General features: G+C 73.3%; 15 protein-coding genes. 7 read left to right on the plus strand and 8 right to left on the minus strand.

What is annotated here, in order from left to right; genetic code table 11:
* Positions 1 to 40: 40 nt before the first annotated feature.
* The gene (locus tag AB0B39_RS03180) at positions 41 to 727 is read left to right on the plus strand and encodes a TetR/AcrR family transcriptional regulator (RefSeq protein WP_234585795.1); all 687 of its coding nucleotides are present in this window, start codon (positions 41 to 43) and stop codon (positions 725 to 727) included.
* Between the two features lie 7 nt (positions 728 to 734).
* On the opposite strand, the gene AB0B39_RS03185 is transcribed toward AB0B39_RS03180, so the two are convergent.
* The 6 genes from AB0B39_RS03185 to AB0B39_RS03210 all read right to left on the minus strand — a co-directional run bounded on the left by AB0B39_RS03185 (position 735) and on the right by AB0B39_RS03210 (position 6,752).
* Entirely contained in the window at positions 735 to 1,211 is a 477-nt protein-coding gene (locus tag AB0B39_RS03185) for a DUF4383 domain-containing protein (RefSeq protein ID WP_234585563.1), read from the minus strand.
* A 214-nt stretch (positions 1,212 to 1,425) separates the two neighbouring features.
* Positions 1,426 to 1,881, minus strand: coding sequence for a DUF4383 domain-containing protein (locus AB0B39_RS03190; RefSeq protein ID WP_234585548.1), 456 nt, complete (start codon positions 1,879 to 1,881; stop codon positions 1,426 to 1,428).
* 95 nt (positions 1,882 to 1,976) lie between these two features.
* Positions 1,977 to 3,782: an ABC-F family ATP-binding cassette domain-containing protein gene (locus AB0B39_RS03195; RefSeq protein ID WP_357573350.1), complete on the minus strand. Its 1,806-nt coding sequence runs from the start codon at positions 3,780 to 3,782 to the stop codon at positions 1,977 to 1,979.
* Positions 3,783 to 3,899: 117 nt separating this feature from the next.
* Positions 3,900 to 4,850, minus strand: coding sequence for a 4-(cytidine 5'-diphospho)-2-C-methyl-D-erythritol kinase (locus AB0B39_RS03200; RefSeq protein ID WP_234585542.1), 951 nt, complete (start codon positions 4,848 to 4,850; stop codon positions 3,900 to 3,902).
* An 86-nt stretch (positions 4,851 to 4,936) separates the two neighbouring features.
* Positions 4,937 to 5,806, minus strand: a complete 870-nt coding sequence (rsmA, locus tag AB0B39_RS03205; RefSeq protein WP_357573351.1) for a 16S rRNA (adenine(1518)-N(6)/adenine(1519)-N(6))-dimethyltransferase RsmA — start codon at positions 5,804 to 5,806, stop codon at positions 4,937 to 4,939.
* A 46-nt stretch (positions 5,807 to 5,852) separates the two neighbouring features.
* Positions 5,853 to 6,752, minus strand: coding sequence for a TatD family hydrolase (locus tag AB0B39_RS03210; protein WP_234585527.1), 900 nt, complete (start codon positions 6,750 to 6,752; stop codon positions 5,853 to 5,855).
* A 75-nt stretch (positions 6,753 to 6,827) separates the two neighbouring features.
* Here AB0B39_RS03210 and AB0B39_RS03215 point away from each other — a divergent pair, with 75 nt between their 5' ends.
* Positions 6,828 to 8,066 carry a hypothetical protein gene (locus tag AB0B39_RS03215; protein WP_357573352.1) on the plus strand — a complete coding sequence of 413 codons (1,239 nt, stop codon included), beginning with the start codon at positions 6,828 to 6,830 and terminating at the stop codon, positions 8,064 to 8,066.
* Positions 8,067 to 8,112: 46 nt separating this feature from the next.
* On the opposite strand, the gene metG is transcribed toward AB0B39_RS03215, so the two are convergent.
* Positions 8,113 to 9,915 (minus strand): methionine--tRNA ligase, encoded by a 1,803-nt coding sequence (metG, locus tag AB0B39_RS03220; protein WP_357573353.1) that lies wholly within the window; start codon positions 9,913 to 9,915, stop codon positions 8,113 to 8,115.
* A 158-nt stretch (positions 9,916 to 10,073) separates the two neighbouring features.
* Between metG and AB0B39_RS03225 the strand changes: the two genes are divergently transcribed.
* Positions 10,074 to 11,195, plus strand: a complete 1,122-nt coding sequence (locus AB0B39_RS03225; RefSeq protein WP_357573354.1) for a hypothetical protein — start codon at positions 10,074 to 10,076, stop codon at positions 11,193 to 11,195.
* Positions 11,196 to 11,207: 12 nt separating this feature from the next.
* On the opposite strand, the gene rsmI is transcribed toward AB0B39_RS03225, so the two are convergent.
* The gene (rsmI, locus tag AB0B39_RS03230; protein WP_234585464.1) at positions 11,208 to 12,056 is read right to left on the minus strand and encodes a 16S rRNA (cytidine(1402)-2'-O)-methyltransferase; all 849 of its coding nucleotides are present in this window, start codon (positions 12,054 to 12,056) and stop codon (positions 11,208 to 11,210) included.
* A 246-nt stretch (positions 12,057 to 12,302) separates the two neighbouring features.
* Here rsmI and AB0B39_RS03235 point away from each other — a divergent pair, with 246 nt between their 5' ends.
* The 4 genes from AB0B39_RS03235 to AB0B39_RS03250 all read left to right on the plus strand — a co-directional run bounded on the left by AB0B39_RS03235 (position 12,303) and on the right by AB0B39_RS03250 (position 16,784).
* Positions 12,303 to 13,856, plus strand: a complete 1,554-nt coding sequence (locus AB0B39_RS03235) for a phospholipid carrier-dependent glycosyltransferase (protein ID WP_234585793.1) — start codon at positions 12,303 to 12,305, stop codon at positions 13,854 to 13,856.
* 379 nt (positions 13,857 to 14,235) lie between these two features.
* On the plus strand, positions 14,236 to 14,601 hold the full coding sequence (locus AB0B39_RS03240; RefSeq protein ID WP_357490655.1) for an MmcQ/YjbR family DNA-binding protein: 366 nt from the start codon (positions 14,236 to 14,238) through the stop codon (positions 14,599 to 14,601).
* An 87-nt stretch (positions 14,602 to 14,688) separates the two neighbouring features.
* Entirely contained in the window at positions 14,689 to 16,002 is a 1,314-nt protein-coding gene (locus tag AB0B39_RS03245) for a VWA domain-containing protein (RefSeq protein WP_357573355.1), read from the plus strand.
* A complete protein-coding gene (locus AB0B39_RS03250; RefSeq protein ID WP_357573356.1) occupies positions 16,002 to 16,784 on the plus strand; it encodes a peptidase in 783 nt (260 codons plus the stop codon). Before AB0B39_RS03245 ends, AB0B39_RS03250 begins: the two co-directional genes overlap by 1 nt.
* Positions 16,785 to 16,919: the final 135 nt, after the last annotated feature.

Raw genomic sequence — 16,919 nt, forward strand, 5'->3', positions numbered from 1 at the left:
CGGACGGCAGGGCGTCACCGAGCGCCAGCGAGGCGGCGACATGCCCGAGGTCAGTGACGAAGCCGGCAGCCGGCGCGCAGTGCCGGCTGCGGCGGCGAAACCCAAGCCCCCCTCACGGGTACGCATGTCCGCCGCGCAGCGGCGGGAGCAGTTGATCGCGATCGGCCGACAACTGTTCGCCGAGCGAGGGTTCGACGCCACCTCCATCGAGGAGGTGGCGGCCCGCGCCAAGGTCTCCAAGCCCGTGGTGTACGAGCACTTCGGTGGCAAGGAAGGGCTGTACGCGGTAGTCGTCGACCGGGAGGTCCGGGCCCTGCTGGACCGGATCACCACGGCGCTGACGGCGGGGCATCCGCGTGAGTTGCTGGAGCAGGCCGCGATGGCCCTGCTGGGCTACATCGAGGAGGAGACCAGCGGGTTCCGGGTGCTGGTCCGCGAGTCGCCGCTGATGTCCGGCACGGCCACCTTCAGCAGCGTGATGAACGACGTGGCCCACCAGGTCGAGCACATCCTGGGCGCCGAGTTCAAGAGCCGCGGGTACGACCCGAAGCTGGCCGAGCTCTACTCGCAGGCGTTGGTGGGCATGGTCGCGTTGACCGGCCGCTGGTGGCTGGAGGTGCGCAAGCCGCGCAAGGAGACGGTGGCGGCGCACCTCGTCAACATGGCGTGGAACGGGTTGTCGCACCTGGAGGCGAAGCCCACGCTGATCACCGCCCGTCGCCGCTGACCCCGGTTCAGCTCCGGTGCGCGTCGGCCACCGGATGTTTGCGGCGGGCCAGCTCCGCCTCGGCGTGCTCCGACGGGCCGATCTTGTCGTAGAGGCCGGTGCCGAGCAGGATCAGGCCGAACAGCATCGACACGATCACTGTCGACATCGAGAAGTTGAGGAAGTTCGCGTCGGTCTGCAGCACGGACATCATGAGGATGCTGGTCACCAGGAACACCACCCCGGCGGTGAGGTTCATGTAGTGGCCGAGGTTGCTGCGCCGGGACGCCCCGATGATCAGGACGACGCCGAAGACCACCGAGGCGAGCGAGAAGGCCAGGTTGGTCCGTAGGCCGAGGGCCCAGGTGCTGTTCCGCGCGAAGAGCGGGTCGCCGATCGTCTCGGCGACACCCCAGACGCCGAAGACCAGGATGTAGACGCCGATCAGGCCGGAGAGGACCCGGTAGAGCGGCCGTGCCGGATGGTTCACCGGAAAGTGCGGCATACCAGACCCCATCCACCTGAGTTAGACCATTTCAGGAGGATTGTCGCCCAAGCAAGAGCCAGCTGTCCGAAGAACACCAAAGCCGGAACGGTCCGCCGAAGGGCTGGACCAGGTCGGGTTTTCGCCGGAGCCCGAGCTGCGCAGGGATCAAGCCTGACCGCCCGGAGCAGCTCGGGCTCCGGCGAAAACCCACGGCCGTAACCGCGGAAGAAGATCAGAGAACGAGACGAGCCTTCTGGAACGCCTCCGCCTCATCCTCCGTGCCGACCTTGCCGTACATGCCGGCCATGAGCAGCACCAGGGCGGCCGTCATCACGACGATCACGGTGAAGATGCTGAAGTTGAAGTAGTTGGCGTCCGTCCGGATGAACGCCAGACCGGCCAGGCTGATCACCATCAGGGCGTACGCCAGCCACTGGTTGATCGCCACGTCGATGTTGCGGCCGAGCGCGGTGCCGGCCAGCACGACGAGCCCGAGCAGCACGCACAGCAGCGAGAAGCCGAGGTTGGTGCCCTGGCCGAGGACGCGGGTGTCGTCCTGGGCGAGGATCTCGTTGCCGGCGCCCGCGATGATGCCGAGCACGCCGAAGACCACCAGGTACAGACCGGTCAGCCCGCCGATCGCCCGGTAGATCGGCCGCGCGGGGTGGTTGATGGGGGTGTGGGCCATGTCTGGGTCTCCAAGGGTGAGGTGTCGCCGACGATTGTCCCGCATGTGTCGGTGTGACGCCGCACACGGCCCCCGCGCCGGCGTGCCCGACCCGCTCAGCTCTCGGGCAGGTCCTCGGCGAGGGTCATCCAGGTCTCCTCGATCCGCTCCCGTTCGGCGCGCAGATCCTTGAGCTGGGTGTCCAGGTCGGCGACCTTGGCGTAGTCGGTGGCGTCGGCGGCGAGCTGGTCGAGGAGGGTGACCTCGCGCTGGTCGAGCTTACCGAGCTGCCGTTCCAGCCGGGTCAGCTCCTTGCGGGCCTGGCGCACCTCGGCGGCGGACATGCCACCCGTGGTGGGCCCGGCCGGCGCGACCGGGCCGGTGCCGCCCGCCCGGATGGCGCCGGCCCGCTCGGCGGTCCGGGCGAGGTACTCGTCGACGCCACCCGGCAGGTGCACGAGCCGGCCGTCGCCGAACATCCCGTACGCCGTGTCGGTGACCCGTTCGATGAGGTAACGGTCGTGGCTGGCCACGATGATCGTGCCCGGCCACGAGTCGAGCAGGTCCTCCAACGCGGCCAGGGTGTCGGTGTCCAGGTCGTTGGTGGGCTCGTCGAAGAGCAGCACGTTGGGCTCGCCGGCGAGCAGCCGCAGCATCTGCAACCGGCGACGCTCACCGCCGGACAGGTCGCTGACCGGCGTCCAGAGCCGGCGGTCGTCGAACCCGAAGACCTCGGCGAGCTGGGCGGCGGAGACCTCGCGGTCGCCGAGCTGGACCCGGCGGGCGACCTCCTCGACGGCCTCCAGCACCCGCAGGTGCCCGGGCAGCTCGGCGAGTTCCTGGGAGAGGAACGCCGGTCGCACCGTGGAGCCGGTGCCGAGACGGCCACCGTCGGGGCGGGTGATGCCGGCGAGCATCCGCAGCAAAGTGGTCTTGCCGGCGCCGTTGGCGCCGAGGATGGCGATCCGGTCACCCGGGCCGACCAGCCACGTGGCGTCCCGCAGGATCTCCTTCGGCCCGGCGTGCAGCTCGACGTTCTCCAGCTCGTACACCTGCTTGCCGAGCCGGGACACGGCCATGCGCTGCAACGACATGGTGTCGCGGGCCGGCGGCACGTCGGCGATCAGCGCGTTCGCGGCGTCGATGCGGAACTGGGGCTTGGAGGTCCGGGCCGGCGGGCCACGGCGCAGCCAGGCGATCTCCTTGCGGAGCAGGTTCTGCCGACGGGCCTCGGTGGCGGCGGCGACACGTTCGCGCTCGGCGCGGGCGAGGGTCCAGGCGGCGAAGCCACCCTCGTACGCCCGGACGGTCTGGTCGGCGACCTCCCACGTGGTGGTGCAGACGGCGTCCAGGAACCACCTGTCGTGGGTGACCACCACGAGGGCGCCCTTGCGGCCGACCAGGTGCCGGGCCAGCCAGTCGACACCGCCGACGTCCAGGTGGTTGGTGGGCTCGTCGAGGATCAGCAGGTCCGAGTCGCGGACGAGCAGCGCGGCGAGCGCCACCCGCCGCCGTTCGCCACCGGACATCGGGCCGACCGGCTGGTCGAGACCGAGGTGCGGCATGCCGAGGCCGTCGAGGATGTTGCGGACCCCGGCGTCACCGGCCCACTCGTGCTCGGCGCCCATGCCCTCACCGAGCCAGGCGGTGCCCAGCACGACGTCCCGGACTGTGGCGTCCGGGGCGAGGGTGAGCTGCTGCGGCAGCCAGAGCACACGCAGGTCACGGCGGTGGGTGACCCGGCCGTCGTCGGGGTCCTCCTGCTTGGTGAGCAGGCGCAGCAGGGTGGACTTGCCGGCGCCGTTGAGGCCGACCACACCGATCCGGTCGGCGTCGTCCAGGCCGAGCGAGACGTCCGTGAGCAGCCGCCCGGCGGTGCCGTACCCCTTGGACACCCGGTCCAGATTGACGATGTTGGCCACGTTCCACCCTTCAAGATCAAGGCGTCCGGGTGCCGGCGGGCACCTCGGGACGCCTGAACCCAAGGGTACGCGGACGTCCCGGCCACCCGCGCCGCGCGGGCCGCCCGGGACGCGACCTCAGCCGACCCGGGCACCCGCCACCGGCCCGTGCGCGACCCGCGCCTCCCGGCACACACCGGCGCTGGTCAGCTCGGCGGCGATCCGCTCGGCGTCGGCGGCGTCCGCCGCGAGGAAGACGCAGGTCGGGCCGGACCCGGAGACGATGCCGGTGAGCGCGCCGGCTGCCTCGCCGGCCTTGAGAGTGTCGGCCAGCGCGGGCCGCATGGCCAGCGCAGCGTCCTGCAGGTCGTTGCCCAGCGTTCGGGCGAGGACCCGGGGGTCACGTTGACGCAGCGCGCCCAGGAGCGCGTCGGTGCTGCCCAGCGGAGCCCCGGCGGCACCGGAGTCGCGCAGCCGGTCCAGCTCGCGGTACGCGGCCGGGGTGGACAGGCCGACATCGGCGATCGCCACGACCCAGTGCCACGAGGTGGCCCGGGCCAGCACCGGGCTGACCGCCTCACCCCGGCCGGTGCCCAGCGCCGTGCCGCCGTAGATCAGGAACGGCACGTCGGAGCCCAGGTCGGCGGCGATCCCGGCCAGTTCGTCGCGGGACAGCCCGGTGCCCCACAGCGCGTCACAGGCCACCAGCGCGGCGGCCGCGTCCGCGCTGCCGCCGGCCAGCCCACCGGCGAGCGGAATCTGCTTACGCAGGTGCAGGCGGGCGTGCGGCAGCACCCCCGCGTAGCCGGCCAGGGCGTGCGCGGCACGGATCACCAGGTTGGAGTCGTCAAGCGCCAGCTCGCCGGTGCCCTCGCCCTCCATGGTCAACGCCAGCGTGTCGCCCCGCCGGGCGGTCAGCTCGTCGTAGATGGAGATGGCGTGATAGACGGTGTTCAACTCGTGGTAGCCGTCGCGGCGCAGCGGGCCCACCCCGAGGTGCAGGTTCACCTTGGCGGGCACCCGGACCTTCACCGGACCGGCGGCCCCGCGTCGCTCGTCCTCGTCGTCCGGTCGCCAGGCCTCGGTCACGGGGTGAGGTCCCGCGTGCGCAGGCGAATGTCGAACGGCTTGCTCAAAATCAGCTCCTCGGCGGAGTCGGCGGACACGGCGTCAGCCTACTTCGCGGCCACCGTACCGGCCGGGGCCGACGCGGCGATGGCGGCGAACTGCTCGACGGTCAGGGACTCCCCCCGGGCGCCGGGGTCGACGCCGGCGGCGGTCAGCGCGGCGGCGGCCCGGTCCGGGCCACCGGCCCAGCCGGCCAGCGCGGCGCGCAGGGTCTTGCGGCGCTGCGCGAACGCCGCGTCCACGACGGCGAAGACCCGCTCCCGCGGCACGTCGGCGCGGGGCGGCTCGTGGCAGGTGAAGGCGACCAGACCGGAGTCGACGTTGGGCACCGGCCAGAACACGTTCGGCGGCACCTTGCCCGCGCCCCGGGCGTGGGCGTACCAGGCGAGCTTGACCGACGGGATGCCGTACACCTTGGAGCCGGGACCGGCGACGAGCCGGTCGGCGACCTCCTTCTGCACCATCACCAGGCCGTGCCGGAGGCTGGGCAGCTCGGCGAGCAGGTGCAGCACCACAGGCACGGCGACGTTGTAGGGCAGGTTCGCGACGAGCGCGGTCGGCGGCGGGTCACCCAGGTCGGCGGCGCTGACCCGCAGCGCGTCGGCGCGGTGCACGGAGAGCCGGGCGGCGTCCGCACCGGCGTGCCGGGCGACGGTCTCCGGCAGCGCACCGGCGAGCGTCGGATCGATCTCCACGGCGTGCAGGTGCCCGGCGACCGGCAGCAGCCCCAGGGTGAGCGAGCCGAGGCCGGGGCCCACCTCCAGGGCCACGTCGTCGGGGGTCAGGCCGGCGGCGGTGACGATCCGCCGCACCGTGTTCGGGTCGTGCACGAAGTTCTGGCCGAGTTTCTTGGTGGGCGCGACGCCCAGCCGGGCGGCCAGCTCCCGGATCTCCGCCGGGCCGAGGAGACCGGTCATGCCTGGCAGCGTAGCGGCGTCGTCGGGACCGGTCGCCGGGCCGGGCTCACCACGGGCCGAAGGCCCGGTCGCCGGTGGCGGAGATGGCCGCGCACAGCTCGTCCAGGTCGCTGCCGGTGGTCTGGGCGAGCGCCCGGACGGTGAGCGGGATGAGGTACGACGCGTTCGGCCGGCCACGGTGCGGGGTCGGGGTGAGGTAGGGGGCGTCCGTCTCCACCAGGATCTGGTCCAGCGGGGTGAGCGCGGCGGCCGCACGCAGGGCGGTGGCGCTGCCGAACGTGACAGTGCCGGCGAAGCTGAGCAGGTAGCCCCGGCGCACGCACTCGCGGGCGAACTCGGCGTCGCCGGAGAAGCAGTGCAGCACCACCGTGTCCGGTGCGCCCTCGTCGTCGAGGATCCGCAGCACGTCGGCGTGCGCGTCCCGGTCGTGGATGACAAGCGTCCTGCCGTACCGCTTGGCGATGGCGATGTGCGCCCGGAAGCTCGTCTCCTGCGCCGCGCGCCCCTCGTCGCCGGTGCGGAAGAAGTCCATGCCGGTCTCGCCGATCCCCCGGACCCGGTCGCGGGCGGCCAGCGACTCGATCTCCCGCAGCGCCTCGTCGAGGTCGGCCAGCCGGGGGGCCTCGTTGGGGTGCAGCGCCACGGTGGCCAACACGGCCGGGTACGCCTCGGCGATGTCCGCGCCCCACCGCGAGGACGCCACGTCCACCCCCACCTGGACCAGCCGGTCCACGCCCACCTTGGCGGCCACCGTGATCGCCGTGCCGATCGGGTCGTCGGACGGCCCGCCGCCGGGTACGCCGGCCTCGCTGACGGTGATGTCCAGGTGGGTGTGGCTGTCCAGCACCGGCCGTGGCAGCGGCTCGGGGGCGGGCGGGAACTCTCCGGCCCGCCGGGCGGCACGCTCGCGGCGGGTTTCAGTCGGCTCGCTCATCAGCGACAGCATCACACACCGGGGCCGTCCATCCGCCCGCCACCCGGCGTTCACCTCGACTACGCCGCGCGACTCTACCGTCGCCGGGTGAGCGAGCTCAGCAGTCCCGCCAGTGAGCGCACCGGGCTGCGCGTGGCGTTCGGCGGCGGCGTGTACCCGGCCGAGGAGATCGCCCGGGGCGCCGCGTACGAGCTGTTCAGCGCCGAGGAGGTGGCCGGCTTCGAGTGGGCGCCCCGTCCGGGCAGCGCCCTGCCGTGGCGCCGGTTCGTGCACGTCACCGAGGTGAGCGCGGTGCACGGTGCCGTCGTGCCGGCCGAGGAGCCGGAGACACCGCTGATGATGCCGGCGCACCGGGAGCACGGCTGGTCGCACGTACACCAGTTGAGCCAGCAGCCGTCGGCGGCGGGTGACCCGGTGTTGGCCGCGGTGCGTGCGTCGGCGGTCATCCGGCGCGGCACCCGGATGGTCAAGGTGCTCTCCGCCCGGCAGCTCGCCGGGTACGTGCGGGGTTGGCTGCCGCACGGCTTCTGCTACCGCGAGCACGACGTGGCGCACCTGCGTACGCCGTCGACGACCACCGTGTTGCGCACCGACGGCGACGTCGGCCGGGACGGCTCGGACGTGGCGTACGCGCTGCGCTGGCGGGCCGCCGACCCCGGCGACTACGACGTGCCGGTGGGCGAGGCGCACCGGGGGCTGACGGCGCTGGCGTCCCGCGACCGGCTGGGCCCTCCGGTGCTGGGCACCGGTTTCGTCCCGAGCAACGGCCAGCTCATCCCCGAGTTCATCACCCGGGACTTCGCGGACCTGCCCATGCCGGCGAACGCGACGCTTGTCGCCTACCCCGCCGAGGGCGTCGAGGTGGTGCTCTACAGCTACCAGGCCGAGCAGCGCGCGTGGCTGCGGATGGTGGGCCCGCAGTGGCGGCACCTGCTGGCCGCGGTGCCGGGCCTCTCCCCCGACCAGGAGTACGTGCCGACCGGCGACGCCCCGCGCTCCACCCAGCTGGTAGGCCTCTACGGCGATACGGAGTACGAGGCGGTCGCCGACCTGCCCGGCGGGTTCCGGGTGCTGGCGATGACCCGGGCGGCCCGCTACCCGGTGGAGGCGGTGGCCCGGCGGCTGCGGTTCGCGCAGTGGCGGGGCGTGTCGTGCCTGGTGCTGCGCGAGGAGGCCGGCTGGCTGCGGCTCCGGCTGCGCTTCCCGGACCCGGAAGCGGTGGTCGCCACCGGCGCGCAGTGCCACGACCGGGGTGTCTACGAGACCTGGGCGCCGGGCGCCGAGGTGAGCAACGACCAGGTCATGGACACCCGGTACGTGATGTGACGGCGGGCGGCGGTGGGAGCGCCCACCACCGCCCGCCGTTCGCTGATCAGCCGGCCAGTCGGGCCAGCTCCTCGTCGACGATCGACGGGTCGAGCTTGCGGAACACCGGCTTCGGCGCGGCCAGCGGCCGACCGACCTCCAGTGGCACCGACTCCCAGCGCGCGCCCACCGTGTAGTCCCCGGTCAGCACCGGGTACGCCGGCCCGCCGTCCAGGTCGTCGACCTGCTCGATGACCGGCATCGGCGCGTGCACGCCGGTGCCGCCCAGCAGCTCGTGCACCTGCTGCGCGGAGTGCGGCAGAAACGGGGTGAGCAGCGTGTTGGCGTCGCTGACCACCTGGAGGGCGACGTGCAGGATGGTGCCCTGGCGGGGCTTGTCGGCCTCGGCCTTGAGCTTCCACGGCGCCTGCTCGGACAGGTACTTGTTGGCCTCGGCGACGACCTTCATCGCCTCGCCGATGGCCTGCTTCTGCCGGTGCCGGCCGATCAGGTCGCCGACCGTGTCGAACCCGGCGCGGGCGACGGCGAGCAGCGCCTCGTCGGCCTCGGTGAGGCCGGCCGGGTCGATCGACGGGATCGCCCCGAAGTTCTTCGCGGCCATCGAGACGCACCTGTTGACCAGGTTGCCCCAGCCGGCGACCAGCTCGTCGTTGTTGCGGCGCAGGAACTCGGCCCAGGTGAAGTCGGTGTCGTTGCTCTCCGGGCCGGCGGCGGCGATGAAGTAGCGCAGCGCGTCGGCGTCGTAGCGCTCCAGGAAGTCGCGGACGTAGATGACCACCTTGCGGGACGAGGAGAACTTACGCCCCTCCATGGTCAGGTACTCGCTGGAGACCACCTCGGTGGGCAGGTTGAGCCGGCCCAGCTCGCCCGGCTCACCGTCGCGGGAGCCCTCGCCGGAGTAGCCGGAGAGCAGCGCCGGCCAGATCACCGAGTGGAAGACGATGTTGTCCTTGCCCATGAAGTAGTAGGACCTGGCGTCCTTGCCCTCGCCGTCGGTCGACCACCACCTGCGCCACGCCTCCGGGTCGCCGGAGCGGCGGGCCCACTCGATCGAGGCGGACAGGTAACCGATCACCGCGTCGAACCAGACGTAGATCCGCTTGTCGGGCCGGTCCCGCCAGTCGTCCAACGGAATGGGCACGCCCCACTCCAGGTCCCGGGTGATCGCCCGGGGCTGGAGGTCGTCGAGCAGGTTGCGGGAGAACCGCAGCACGTTGGGCCGCCACCCGTCGCGGGTGTCCAGCCACTGACGGAGCACGTCGGCCAGGGCGGGCAGGTCCAGGAAGAAGTGCTCGGTCTCGACGAACTTCGGGGTCTCCCCGTTGATCCGCGACTTCGGGTCGATCAGGTCGATCGGGTCGAGCTGGTTGCCGCAGTTGTCGCACTGGTCGCCGCGCGCGCTGTCGTACCCGCAGATCGGGCAGGTGCCCTCGATGTACCGGTCGGGCAGGGTGCGCCCGGTGGACGGCGAGATCGCGCCCATGGTGGTCTTCGGCACGATGTAGCCGTTGCGGTACATCCCCTCGAACAGCTCCTGCACCACCGCGTAGTGGTTGCGGGTGGTGGTGCGGGTGAACAGGTCGTAGGAGAGCCCGAGGCCGTGCAGGTCCTCGACGATCACCCTGTTGTACCTGTCGGCCAGCTCGCGCGGGGTCACCCCGTCGGCGTCGGCCTGCACCTGGATGGGGGTGCCGTGCTCGTCGGTGCCGGAGACCATGAGCACGTCGTGGCCGGCCATCCGCATGTACCGGGCGAAGACGTCGGAGGGAACGCCGAAACCGGAGACGTGGCCGATGTGGCGGGGGCCGTTGGCGTACGGCCAGGCCACTGCCGCGAGAACGTGACTCATGAGCAGCAAGCCTAGTGACCCGCCCGGGGCGTCCGCGAACCAATGGGGGGTGCTGGGCCGTCGGACCGGACCGACCACCCCGCCCATTGGTCCGATTTGTCGTCGACACGCGGTCCAACTGCCCGATCTGCCTCCGCCACCGGTGTGCAATGAACGTCGTGACTGGCAGAGGAGCGGCCCGGGACCACGACGAGCGTCCTACCGGGCCGACCGGCGACGACGAGCCCGGCGCACCCCGGGCCGGGGTCGCGCCGCAACCCCGGCCGGTCCCCGCCGCCGAACCCGACCGGCCCGGCCACCAGCGGCCCACGCCGGCCGGACGGGCGGCCGTGCCACGGCGGGACACCTCGACGGAGCTCGCGGCCAGCCCGGCCCGGCCCACGCCTGCCGCGCCGGCCCCCACCCCGGCCCGGCCCGGCCCGCAGGCGCCCGTGCCCAGCCCGGCCCGCCCGAACCCGCCGAAGCCGCCGGCCCCGTCGGCCGACGGCGCGGCGACCGGGCGCGAAGCGGCCCGAAGGGCGGCCGAGGCGCAGCCGGCGACCGGGGCCCCGGTCGAGGTGGAGCCGACCACCGGGGCGCCGGTGGACGCGGTGCCACGTCGGGTGCCGGTACGCCAGCAGAGCCGTCGCCGGGATGTGCACCGGGTCGACGGGGACCGGCCACCGGACGACGAGGGCACGTTCTGGGCACCGATCGAGCAGGTGCACTGGGACGGCACCCCCGTCCGGGAGGACGTCGCCCCCCGGCGCCGTGCCGCGACGCGGGCTCGCCGTGACTCCTCGCGGACCTTGCCGGACCCGCTGCCCGGATTGACCGCGCTGGTGCTGCTGAGCCTGGTCGCGGCCTTCTTCGCCTGGGTCAGCGCCGGCCCGTTCTGGCTCGCGGTCGGGCACGGGCGCGACGGCACTGTGGTGATCGACAACTGCACCGGAGGCGGTCTCACCCAGCGGTGCCGGGGCATCTTCACCGCCGACGACGGACGGTTCCTGGCCCACGGGGTACGGGTCAGCGGCGTACCCGCCGGAGGTGGCGCCCCCGGGGCGGCGCTGCGGGCGCGGATGACCGGCCCGGACAGCGGCACCGCGTACGCCGACACCGGCGCGGGCCGTCACCTGCGCTGGCTGCCCGGGCTGCTGGCGGTGCTCGGCTGCGCCGCCGGCATCGTCCGGTGGACGGGGTCGGCCCGGCTGCCCGGCCGGCGACACCGCCGCTGGGCGGTGGCCGCCGCTCTCGCCGGCCCCGCGCTGATCACAGTCGGCTTCCTCGCCGCCGCGTGGTGAGTGCGCCGGGAGTCAGCTGTGCACGATCGTGTAGACCTCGCGTCGGCGCAGCGAGTATTCGGTGGCGACGTCGGTGATGGCGTCCCGGCGGGACCGGCCGGTGGCCTCCCGCTCGGCGACGGCCGCGCGCAGGGTGTCGTCGTCGGGGCGTTCCGGGGCGGTCACCGGCGAGCCGGCCACCACCAGGGTGATCTCCCCGCGCGGATCGCTCTCGGCGGCCCACCGGGCCAACTCGCCGAGGGGGCGGCGGAGCACCTCCTCGTAGGTCTTGGTGAGTTCCCGGCAGAGCGCGGCCGGCCGGTCCGCGCCGAACGTCTCGGCCAGGTCGGCGAGCGCCGCCCCGATCCGGTGCGGCGCCTCGAAGAAGACGAGGGTGCGCTCCTCGGCGGCGAGCGCGCGCAGCCGGGACCGGCGGGCACCCCCGCTGCGGGGCAGGAACCCCTCGAAGCAGAACCGGTCGCAGGGCAGCCCGGAGACGGCGAGGGCGGTGGTCACCGCGCTGGGTCCGGGCGCGACGGTGACCGGCGCTCCGACGTCCAGCGCGGCCCGGACCAGCCGGTAGCCGGGGTCGGAGACGCTCGGCATCCCTCCGTCGGTCACCAGTGCCACCACGTACCCGCCGAGGATGACCTCGACCAGTTCGGGCGTACGCCGCTCCTCGTTGCCCTCGAAGTAGGAGACGATCCGGCCGCCGACCGTGACGTCGAGGTCGCGGGCCAGCCGGGTCAGTCGGCGAGTGTCCTCGGCCGCGACCACGTCGGCGGTGCTCAGCACCTCCCGGAGTCGGGCCGAGGCGTCGGCGGGGTTGCCGAGCGGGGCACCGAGCAGGATCAGGCGCCCAGCTTCGGACATTTCACCCACGAATTCGTCTCCTTCATCGACAGCGAATACCGGTATCAGGGACGACGGGCGCCACACGACACCCTGGCAGCCTACGATCGCCGGGTGACGAGTGCGTCGACAGCGCAGAGCCCGAGCGCCGACCCGGCAGACACGGTCGAGGTGTCCGGCGAGCCCAGCCCCCACCAGGAACCGGCGGCACCACGTGCCGACGGCGGGGGCATATCCGCCGTGGTCCGTCGCCGGTTCGCCACCGTCGACAGCCGGATGGACCCGTATTCGTGGCTCGCCACCGCCGTGGTGGTGGTGATCGCGGGGATCCTGCGCTTCGTGGGCCTGTCCAGCCCCAAGGGCAAGATCTTCGACGAGACGTACTACGCCAAGGACGCGTACGGGCTGATCAGCCGGGGCGTCGAGTGGAACTACAAGGACAACGTCCCGTCGTACGTGGTGCACCCACCGCTGGGCAAGTGGCTGATCGGCGTCGGCGAGTGGGCCTTCGGCTACCAGGACGCGGAGTCGAAGGTCTCCGTCGGTGGGCACCTGTTCACCACCGCGCCGGAGTTCGGCTGGCGGTTCTCGGCGGCCGTGATCGGCACGCTGTCGGTGCTGCTGCTGGTCCGCATCGGCCGGCGGCTGTTCCGCTCGACGGTGCTCGGCTGCGCGGCCGGCCTGCTGCTCGCGCTGGACGGCTTCCACCTGGTGCTGTCGCGCGCGGCGCTGCTCGACATCTTCCTGCTGTTCTTCGTGCTGGCCGCCTTCGGCGCGCTGGTGCTCGACCGGGACGCCCGCCGCCGGCGCTGGGCGCGCGCCCTGGACGACGGGCTCGACCCGAGCCTGCCGGGTCGCGCGGGTCGACCGCCGACCGGCTGGCGCACGTGGCCGTGGTGGCGGCTCGCCGCCGGGGTGCTGATCGGCTGCGCCTGCGCGGTCAAGTGGAGCGCGCTCTACTTCGTGCCGGTGTTCGCCCTGTTCGTGGTCCTCTGGGAGGTCGGGGTCCGCCGCTCGGCGGGCGTCCGCAGGCCCTGGCGGGACACTCTGCTCGACGAGGTCCCCTGGCTGGTGCTGGCCGGCGTGCTGATGGTCGGCACCTACCTCGCGACCTGGTCGGGGTGGCTGCTCAGCGACGACGGCTACTACCGGCTGGCGTCGTCGACGGCGTACCCGACCGGCTCCCTCAGCGACACCCCGGTGATCGGCCCGCTGGTCAACCTCTTCGAGTACCACCGTGCCGCGTACGGCTTCCACGCCCAGCTCGACGATCCGCACAAGTACCAGTCGTGGCCGTGGCAGTGGCTGCTGCTCGGGCGGCCGGTGGCGTTCCACTGGTCCGGCGACGGCGCCTGCGGGGCGCCGACCTGCGCCTCGGAGATCCTGCTGCTCGGCACCCCGCTGCTGTGGTGGTCGTTCCTGCCCGCCCTGGTGGCGCTGGTCTGGCTGGGCATCGCCCGACGGGACTGGCGGGCCGGCGCGATCCTGCTCACCGTGGCCGCCGGGCTGCTGCCCTGGTTCTGGTTCGCTCTCGACGGCCGGACGATGTTCTCGTTCTACGTCGCGCCGGCGCTGCCGTTCCTGGTGCTGGCCGTGGTGTACGTGCTGGGCGCGCTCATCGCTCCGCCCGGCGGTGACGTGGGTGAGACGGCAGCCCTGGTGCCCGGCGACGCGGGCTACGAACGCCGGCTGGTGGGCAGCGTCGCGGCCGGGGCGTACGTGCTGCTGGTGGGGTTGTGCTTCGCGTACTTCTATCCGATTTTCGTGGGGCGGGTGATCCCGTACTCGGACTGGCTGTCCCGCATGTGGCTCGACGGCCGCTGGATATAAGCACCGGCAGGCGACGCGCCGCACAGCGCGACGGAAATCGGGCCCGCACGCGTCTCGCGTGCGGGCCCGACCTCTTACACAAAGACGCGCGCCCCGATCGCCTGCCACGGGGGAAGCGGGCGATTGGGGCGCGCATGAAGAGCTTAACCACCGCGCACCACCGGCACAACGGGTCAACTTGGGTCAGATTTCCGACGGATTCCGCCCGGCACCACTACTCCCCTCCAACCGTTGACCGAGGGTGACCTGGCGTGGACCCAGCGCCCCGAACCGGCGTCCCGACGCCGACGGAGGCCGCCGCGAGGGCTGCCGGCGACGCGGCGCGAGGCACTAGGCTCGCCGTGGTGGGCGTCGCGATCGTGACGGGAGGCGGGATGCCGTGGAGCTGTTGGAGCGGGTCCGGACGATCTGCCTCGCGCTGCCCGAGGTGACCGAACGCCCCAGCCACGGGTCACCGACCTGGTTCGTCCGGGACAAGAGCGTGTTCGTCACCCTGCACGCCGACGGGCACCACCAGAACGACTTTCCCCACCTCTGGTGCGCCGCGCCGACCGGCGCCCAGGCGGAGCTGACCGCCGCCGATCCGGCCCGCTTCTTCCGCCCGCCCTACGTCGGCGGCCGGGGATGGCTCGGCGTACGGCTCGACGGCACCGTCGACTGGGCCGAGATCGACGAGTTGTGCCGGGACGCGTACCGGGAGATCGCGCCGAAGCGGCTTGTCGCACTGCTCGATTCGCCCGCCTGACCCGGCCGGTCCCGCGCGTCACCGGTCATCCGGGACGACCAACCACCCCAATGATCATCCAAAGTGGATTTCACTACACTGCCGGCCGTGATCAACTTCAGACGATCGGCGGCCGTCCTCCTCGGACTGCTGGCGACCACCGCGCTGACCGGGCCGGTCCCGGCGGCGGCCGACGAGGAGCAGGCGGCCGAGCCGCCCCGGGTCGAGCTGGTGCTCGACGTCAGCGGCTCGATGCGGGCCGCGGACATCGACGGGCGCAGCCGGATCTCGGTGGCCCAGCAGGCGTTCAACGAGGTGGTGGACGCGCTGCCGGAGGAGACCCAGCTCGGCATCCGGGTGCTCGGCGCGACCTACAAGGGCAAGGACAAGAAGGTCGGCTGCCAGGACACCCAGCAGATCGTTCCGGTCGGGCCGGTCGACCGGACCCGGGCCAAGGCGGCGGTCGCGACGCTCCGGCCGACCGGGTTCACCCCGGTCGGGCTCGCGCTGCGCTCCGCCGCGCAGGACCTGGGCACCGGCGCCACCACCCGGCGGATCGTGCTGATCACCGACGGGGAGGACACCTGCGCACCGCCGGACCCGTGCCAGGTGGCCCGGGAACTGGCCGCGCAGGGCACCAGCCTGGTCGTCGACACGCTCGGTCTCGCGCCCGACGAGAAGGTACGCCGCCAGCTGCTCTGCATCGCCGGGGCGACCGGAGGCACCTACACCGCCGCCCAGAGCGCCGACGAGCTGACCGGCCGGATCAAACAGCTCGTCGAGCGGGCCGGTGACACCCACACCCGGGCCCCGACAGTGGTCGGCGGCGCGAACGCCTGTGACTCCGCGCCGCTGCTCGCCCCGGGCGTGTACGCCGACCGGGAGGCGTTCTCCGAGCACCGCTACTACCGGGTGCCCGTACGCCCCGGGCAGGAGCTGCGCGCGTCGGTGAGCATGGCGCTGGACCGGCCGGTGAACCGGGACTACGGGGTGCTGCTGCGGGCCACCGCGGCGGATGGCCGGGAACTGGTCCGTGGCGCGGACGCCGGCAGCGGCCGGGCCGACGTGCTCTCCGCCGGCCTGCGCTGGTCGGCCACCGCCGACGACGAGGACGCCGCCGACGACGAGGACGCCGCCGACGACGAGAACGAGACCGCCGAGACCTCGACGCCCGTCGTCGAGCCCACCACCGTCTGCCTGGTGGTGAGCAACTCCTTCGCCGCACGCCCGGGCACTGCGGCGACGCCCGGCATGCCGGTGGAGCTGACCATCGACGTGGTCGCCGCCGCGGGGACCCCGGACGGGCCCGACCTCGGCCGAGGCTGGGTGCTGCTCGCCCTGCTCACCGTGGCTGGCCTGCTCACCGGCCTGATCGCCGGCCTGCTCACCCGCTGGTGGGTCGCCACCTGGAGGGAGAACTGATGCGTACCACACTGTTCCGGTCACTGGCGGCGCTGCTCGCCGCCGGTGGGGCCGCGCTGCTGCCCGGGGCTGCCGTGGCCGCCCCCACCCCGTCTCCCGGCGCCACGCCGGTGACCCGGGCCGGCACCTCGTTCCTCACCGCCACGCCGATCACGGCCGGCCAACCGGTGCGGGTGGACGCCTCGGTCGGCGATTACCTCTACTGGTCGTTCCCGGCGACCGCCGGGCAGGTGCACGAGATCAGCGCCACCGTCACCTTCCCGAAGGCACGCAGCGGCGCCTCCACCTGGACGATCGACGTGTTCGACGGGCTGCGCCGACGGCAGGCGTGCACCGCCGGGGCGCAGACCCCGACTGTGGACGGCAAGGCGTCGAGCGTGGCGCTGGGCTGCACGCTGCGCGAGGTGCGGCCCTGGGCGGAGCCGTGGTCGGCCGACCCGCTGCCCGGCACGTACGTCGTCCGGCTCTCCGTCATCGACCTGCCCGAGCCCGACCTGGGCGCACCCGTCGACGTGGACCTGCTGGTCGGCGTCCTCGCGGACCGGGGCGCCTCGGCCGACGACGGGGAGCTGGCCGCGCCGCTGGTGGCGAACACCAGGGCGGGCACGGTGCTCAACGCCGTACCGACGCCCGACCCGGAGGCCGACGACGAGGGCGACTCGCTGACGGACTGGCTGCCGGATCTCGGCTCGCGGTGGATCTGGACCGGCATCGGCGGCGTGCTCGCCGCGGTGGCCGGGGTGTTCGGGTTCGCCCTGACCCGCCGGCCCCGCCGAGCCTGAACCCGCCCGGCCGCCCGGTGGCCCCGCCCCCCCGGGGGGGGGGGGGGCGCCGGGGGGGGGGGGGGGGGCGGGCGCGGGCGGGGCGCCGCGCCGCGCCCCGGCGGCCCCCCCACCCCCGCGGCGCCCCCCCGCCGC

The organism is Micromonospora sp. NPDC049114 (assembly GCF_040648635.1).
Classification (GTDB): domain Bacteria; phylum Actinomycetota; class Actinomycetes; order Mycobacteriales; family Micromonosporaceae; genus Micromonospora.